The organism is Arthrobacter sp. Hiyo1 (genome assembly GCF_001263615.2).
In the GTDB taxonomy this organism is placed as follows: Bacteria; Actinomycetota; Actinomycetes; order Actinomycetales; family Micrococcaceae; genus Arthrobacter.
The window spans coordinates 86,146-92,216 of the sequence record NZ_DF952475.1 but is presented as its reverse complement, the minus strand read 5'-3'; the positions used below and the strand labels follow the sequence as shown (position 1 = coordinate 92,216).

The 6,071-nt window shown below is 59.7% G+C and carries 6 protein-coding genes and 1 pseudogene; 3 read left to right on the top strand and 4 right to left on the bottom strand.

Annotation, left to right across the window (positions count from 1 at the left end; translation table 11 throughout):
* The 4 genes and pseudogenes from AHiyo1_RS19410 to AHiyo1_RS19405 all read right to left on the bottom strand — a co-directional run.
* Positions 1–319, bottom strand: a 319-nt coding sequence (locus AHiyo1_RS19410) for a helix-turn-helix domain-containing protein (protein ID WP_253257478.1), incomplete at its 3' end; no start/stop codon positions are given.
* Entirely contained in the window at positions 313–447 is a 135-nt protein-coding gene (locus AHiyo1_RS27745) for a hypothetical protein (protein WP_269317328.1), read from the bottom strand. The genes AHiyo1_RS19410 and AHiyo1_RS27745, both read right to left, overlap by 7 nt.
* Positions 448–465: 18 nt before the next feature.
* Positions 466–624 (bottom strand): annotated as a pseudogene (locus AHiyo1_RS27325) (tyrosine-type recombinase/integrase); the annotation flags it as partial.
* A gap of 74 nt (positions 625–698) precedes the next feature.
* Complete coding sequence (locus tag AHiyo1_RS19405; protein ID WP_253257477.1) at positions 699–1,418, bottom strand: hypothetical protein; 720 nt, start codon at positions 1,416–1,418, stop codon at positions 699–701.
* A 386-nt stretch (positions 1,419–1,804) separates the two neighbouring features.
* On the opposite strand from AHiyo1_RS19405, the gene AHiyo1_RS19400 reads away from it, so the two are divergent.
* The 3 genes from AHiyo1_RS19400 to AHiyo1_RS19390 all read left to right on the top strand — a co-directional run.
* Positions 1,805–2,167 carry a hypothetical protein gene (locus AHiyo1_RS19400; RefSeq protein ID WP_253257476.1) on the top strand — a complete coding sequence of 121 codons (363 nt, stop codon included), beginning with the start codon at positions 1,805–1,807 and terminating at the stop codon, positions 2,165–2,167.
* Between the two features lie 623 nt (positions 2,168–2,790).
* Positions 2,791–3,597 (top strand): GPI inositol-deacylase, encoded by an 807-nt coding sequence (locus tag AHiyo1_RS19395; RefSeq protein WP_216363258.1) that lies wholly within the window; start codon positions 2,791–2,793, stop codon positions 3,595–3,597.
* Positions 3,594–6,071, top strand: a 2,478-nt coding sequence (locus AHiyo1_RS19390) for a caspase family protein (RefSeq protein ID WP_148667685.1), incomplete at its 3' end; no start/stop codon positions are given. The genes AHiyo1_RS19395 and AHiyo1_RS19390, both read left to right, overlap by 4 nt.

Sequence of the window (6,071 nt, the reverse complement as noted above, 5' to 3'; positions counted from 1 at the left end):
TGCGGGCCCGCCGAGGGCGGACGGTGCGGTTCAGGTCAACGACATTGGGAGCGCTGGTGCCGGTCTTGCGGGTCCGGGCGTCGGCGGCTGTCACCGTGATGAGGTCTTCGGGGCCGCAGGAGAAGATGTCACAGATCGCGGCGATGAGTTGCAGCGCGACGCGTTCGGGCTTCTGGTTGACGAGCCGGTAGACCTGTGGCCGGGACAAGGTGATGCCGCGCTCGGCCAGCAGGGGGATGAGGTCGGTGGTGTTGTGTAGTCCCCGTGCTGCCATGAGCTCGGAAAGCCGCCATTTGTATTCGACTTCGCGTCTCACCATTGGCCCCTGATCTGCACGCCCAGAACTTCGTCCATGGTGCGGTCCAGGGCCGCACGGAGGGTGGAGTTGCGGAAGTCGTCGCTGACGAATTGATAGATCCCGGTGGTGGAGGCGTGTTCGTGGCCCATTTGATATTGCACGAATCTAGGATCCCATCCGTCCTCCAGGAGGTGTGTTGCGTAGGAGCGTCGCAGTGAGTGCAGGTCCAGGCCATCCAGCGGCAGTCCCAGCTCGTCCAGGTAACGCCGGAGCCTGCGCAGCAGGGTGGATTCGCAGATCAGGCCGCCGCGTTCGCTGGGGAACAGGTCCAGTGTTTCAAGCGCTCCCCGCCCGTTGGCGAGCCAGTCGTCGATGACCCCGGCCGTCCAGTCGAAGACCGTCAGGACGCTGCGGGGTTTGTGAGGGAGCCCTTGCGTGACTTGCCGAAGCGGACCTTGCAGACGCCTGTTTTCCCGAACCTTCGCGCCTGCGGGTTGGTCGCGAAATCGATGGTCTGCAGGTGCCGGAGTTCGTTGAACCTGAGCCCGTACGAGTAGGTGACTTTCAGCATGACCGCGTCGCGGTAGGCTGCTTTCCAGCCTTTCTTGCCTGAGGCCGCGATGAGTTCGACCTGGTCATCCGCATGGTCGAACAGCATCTGCAGTTCAGCCTTGGTGAATGGCCGCTTCGAAGGACGCCCTTCGTACTCTTGCGTGTGCGCAGCGGTGTTCCAGTCAAAGAAGACCTGGGACGGGTGTGTGCCAAAGCGCTCCTCACAGACCTGGTCCCAGCCATAGTCGGAATTGGATACGTAGGACGTGAACCGGCGGAGGGCGGACTGGTAACCGCGGATCGTGGAGTGCTTCAGATGATGGATCGAGCGCAGGTCACCGAAATACTCCTCGACATGGGCCGGTGACCAGTTCCACGGGAACTCGTTCACATGGTTCACGAACCTTCGGACACATCCGATGCCCTTATCAATCGTGTCGAACTGAAGGTTCCTGGAGAGCTGCTGGTTGCGCCAGCCCGTAAGCATGTCCTCGAGCGTCTGTTCCTCGGGATGCAGCAGCCGAACAGCACTCAGTTGCAGCACGCGCCCGGACCCATCGACCGCCATTTCGCCTCCAAATCACGCCAGAATCATGTTCATAATTTGAATCAATGATTCATCAAACGCATCATCACGACAAAACCGCAGGTCAGAGGCGCGTCTCACGCCGTCACAGACAACCACACGCAGCCGTCTGGATCGTCCGGGAAGCTGCCCGTCAGGGTTGCGGGGGTGCAAGAATCCGCGAAATCCCGGGGTGAGTGAGCCCGTCCCGGCGGATTCAGGGGATTCGGGCGAATTGATTCATCTGATGAGATACGCAGACTATTACTTGACATAATCACCATTATCGGCGTTTTATCACTTGTGATTATGGGTGTGATTTAGCTTGTGAAACAGCCTCCTTGTGGCAGTATAGGGGTATGACAGCACTTCCAGGAGCCGGTGGCGGGTTGAAGGCGCACAAGGATTCCATCCGGCTGACCGAGGCCGAGCTGGTCCGCGACCTTCGGGACATTCTGGGCCCGAAGCTTGTCGCGTGCATCGGTTCGGTGAAGGAAACCCGGGCCGTGCGACAGTGGGCCGACGGTGAGAGGAAGCCCTCCGCCGAGGTCATGACCCGGCTCCGCCATGCCTATCATGTGGCCGCCTTGCTGACCGAGCGCGACTCGGCGACTGTGGTCCAAGCGTGGTTCCAGGGCATGAACCCGCAGCTGGAGGACGTTCCGCCGGCGCGGCTGCTGCGCGAAGGCCCAATCGACGCGGTGGCGCAACAGGTCCTGGCCGCGGCCCGTGCGTTCGCCGCCAGTGACTGACGGTGTGACAGGCGTCCGCGGAGGGCTGAAGGCGCACCAGGATTCCATCCGGCTGCCCGATGACGTACTGGTCCGGGATCTGCCGGCCGTCGGTTAGCTCCTTACGGATACAGTGTGGCCCGGGCACGGATCGTAACGCGAAAACACAAATTGCCTTTTCAACTGCCTGAGCTGTTCACGGCGACCAAGCCCTAACCGGTAAAGACTGCCGGCGGTGCGGCGGGGAAATAGTGGCGGATCGACCAGGCCGCACTTCCGAACATGCAGAATCGCCGCTGTTGTCACCAGCCCTTGGATTCCCGGCTTTCCGCGTGGCTGCGCCTTTGGTAGTAGTCCGGTATTTGCGTGAGTTTCGTATCGAGGAATGGACGCAGGATGAATTTCACGAATCGTGGCACGCAGACACACCCAGTGTCCCAACCACCGTGCATCGGACGGCTTTAGCGGGCTCTCGGTCACCCTGCTAGGCGCGGACTTCAAGTCCGGGGGGATCACCAGGAAACGTCTCGCTGCAAAGAACCGGTTAGTTTGAGAAATCGAAGTATGTAGACACGATTCGATTCAAATATTGTATTGCTGGACCGAGGCCCGATGGATGGTGTAAAAGCCTACGTATGGGAGTTGTGGGAGTGCACGGCATAAGGCAATACAAGTTTCACCGCGACCCGCGGGAATTGCAAAAACTGTGGGCTAAAGCTCTTGTGCGGTCCGCGGGTTTGAAGGAAGAAGAATTTGCGCTGGCGTACTACGCGCCGATCCTACATCTCGGAGCCCGGCAAGGCAGCGGCTCGGACGAGCAATTTTCAGAGACCGAATGTCGTCTTATCGCTGCTTGGTTGGTCAGCCAAGGAACTCCGGTACCAGTTGTTCAAGGACCAGCGACTCGATGGCTGCGCGACGGGATTGACTGGTTCATCCGAAACAGGGCAGCAGAAGGCTTGACCCAAGCCATTGTGGCATCCGCCTTCCGGGAGGTGGCCGTGTACGTCGATCCTCTCCACGCATCCCGCCGGCATGAAGCCCGCCGGACGGTGGCTGAGGTTATTACAAAGGAGAAGCCGCGGATTCTCATCGCCCATTCGCTGGGCAGTGTCGTGGCCTATGAGACTCTGTGGGCTTGGCCGAACCTTCGTGTTGATCTGCTCCTAACCCTTGGGTCGCCGCTGGCTTTGCCCGGAATTTTTGCCGACCGGCTTGACCCCTTTGAAGCCGGACAGCGTCGCAAGCCGCCGGGGGTGATTCGTTGGGTCAACGTGGCCGATGAGGGTGACCTCATTGCCGTACCGAAGGGACTCAGCCAATACTTCGACGGCGTCGACTCCGATGCTGAGGTGACCATTGGGTCCATCGCATTTCATGATGTTGAGGCTTATTTGAGGTGCTCCGAAGTTGCCAATATTCTTGCCGCATATGACGAGGGGGACGCTTGAGCCGGAAAGCATTGGTGGTCGCGATACCAACGCCGGACGGTGACGATTATGACTCGTTGGAGGATTTTGCCGGACATGTCAACGGGGTAGCAAAGGGCCTATTTTCGCTCGGTTATGAGGTTAACGATCCGGCGGCCACATGGAATTGGACCGCCGCGGAGATGAACGAAGGATTCCGGGACCTCGTCGATGATGACGACGGAAGCGGAGTGCGAGTCGTACACATCCTCGGGCATGGGGAGCGAAGCCATGGAACGGTGTTTCCCGTAGGCGCTGACGGGCAGACCGACGATGACTGCGACGTTGTGAACTGGCTCAAACTCGTTCAATCCAACAACAGACTGCGTCCTAAGACACTTTTCATTCTGGATACTTGCCACAGTGGAGAAGCAACACGGTCTGAGTGGGGTCTAGATATTCACGCCGAAGACCTGCGTGGCTGGGTCTTGGCTGCGTCGGAACGGGATCGATCAGCATACGATGGTCGGTTGACAAGGGCCGTCGCAAACCAGTTGGCGGCGGTGGCAGGTCAAACAATGGGTCTCGCACCTGATCTTGAGTTCGTTCCGTGGGAAACATTCCGGGACAAAGTCATACATGAGGTCGAGCGGGGCGCAGGCGACCGGCTCCTTCCCCAGCGAGTGACCTCAACACTGCTGAACAGGACCGTGAAGGTGCCGTTCTTTCCTAATCCCGCATATGTAGAGCCAGGCCCCCTTCAGCAGGCAAAGAATGAGGCGGCTGAGGGGCTGGGACCGTTTCTGGATTCCTTCGCAGGCACAGCGATGTCCACAGAAGGCCTCGAAGGCCTCGATCCGAACCATTTCACCGAGCGTGCTCGCGGCCGAGACGGGCTTGGTCCCGACGGGACCTTCACCGGCAGGCGAAGCCAGCTCGTTGATTTGTCGTCATGGATCAATGACCCTGCTCCGGGAGACAGCGTGCGAGTTGTCATTGGCAGCCCGGGAGCAGGGAAATCTGCCATCCTCGGCGTTCTAGTATGCGCGGCTCACCCCTTTCTACGAGAAAGGACCAAATCAGTCTGGTCGCGAGCCGCGGCAACGCCGAACCTCCAACAGAGGATGGCCGGGATTCACGCCCGGGCCAGACCCTTGGCACAGATACTTGACTCCATCGCGCGACAACTCCAGCTACCAAATCCTGGCGAGACCTGGACTCCGGAGACGCTCGCAAAGTCGCTGAAAGCGGAGCAGGGGCGTCCACTGATCGTCCTGGATGCCCTGGATGAGGCCGACAACGTTCGAGAGACCGTGGGTCTACTCCGCGATCTCGCCAACACCCGAAATTCAGACGGTACTCCAGCATGCCGACTCTTGATTGGAACACGGGCCGGGGAGGGCTGGCCCCTCATTGAGGAGTGGGTAGGTACCCTAGCTGATCGCCAGAAAACCGATCTCGAAGCTGTTCCGTTGGCGATCCTCAAGGAGGACTTGTCAACCTATTTGGTCTCCGTTCTTGGACCCGGGCGGTTCACCCAACGGATCGCTGAAGGGATGGCCTTAAGACTCACACAAGAACAGGGCACACGGCGCGGCTGGGGCGAATTCCTTGTGGCCTCTCTATTCGCTGTAAGTATCCGTCGCAGTGGGTTGCCAAAGAGCGATGATGCGGTCGACGACCTCCTTGCAAACGCGCCGCGGACTCTCCCGGAGGTCCTAGACTTAGACCTAGCGGTTGGGGACGACGCGATCCTCCCCCGAGCGATCCTGACGTGCCTGTCCTGGTCAAAGGGATCCGGAACGCCGTTACGATTGCTGCGGCTTCTCACGCGTGAAATCTTTGCGCCCGGTGTGGAAGCCACCGATCACGACTTCAACCGTGCTCTTGATCAGGTTCGCTTCTATCTGCGGACAAGCACCGACGGCAATGGCGAACTGCTGCGGCGGCCATTTCACCAAGGACTCACAGATTACCTCCGGACCGGTAGCAAAACGACAGCAAGAGACATCCTTGAAACGCTTCTCGGCGATCTCCCCACCGCCGAGGGACGCCGACTGTGGGGCATTGCCGAACCATATCTAACCCGTCACGCGCTCGACCACGCGATGGACGCAGACGAAACCCTACGCATCCTCGACGATGCGGACTACGTTTTTCACGCCGACCCCGACAGTTTCGTAGCTGCGCTCGCCCGACTCGAACATGTGGGCGGTAAAGAGCCCGGCCGAGCCGACCAGCGTAGGCGGGCCATAGCCGCGATTTATCTTCAATCGCTCCACCTCCACCGACAGCTCGAACCAAATCGACGACGCCAAATCCTGCAGATTGATCGCGCTCGGTTCGGTGTCCGTGAGGTTCTCGACGGACTTAGTCCAAACCGTGCCACCGATACAGTTACGTGGGATGTGGACTGGGCATCAGGAAGCGCAAGCAGCACTCAACTACGGGCGACCATTACTGCTGCCGGAGAGATAGCGGTGGTGGTGTGCGGCACTCTGCCGGATTGGACGCCC

Coding starts and splice junctions, on each gene's coding strand:
- AHiyo1_RS27745 (WP_269317328.1), bottom strand. CDS start 447: ATGGGCCACGAACACGCCTCCACCACCGGGATCTATCAATTCGTCAGC.
- AHiyo1_RS19405 (WP_253257477.1), bottom strand. CDS start 1,418: ATGGCGGTCGATGGGTCCGGGCGCGTGCTGCAACTGAGTGCTGTTCGG.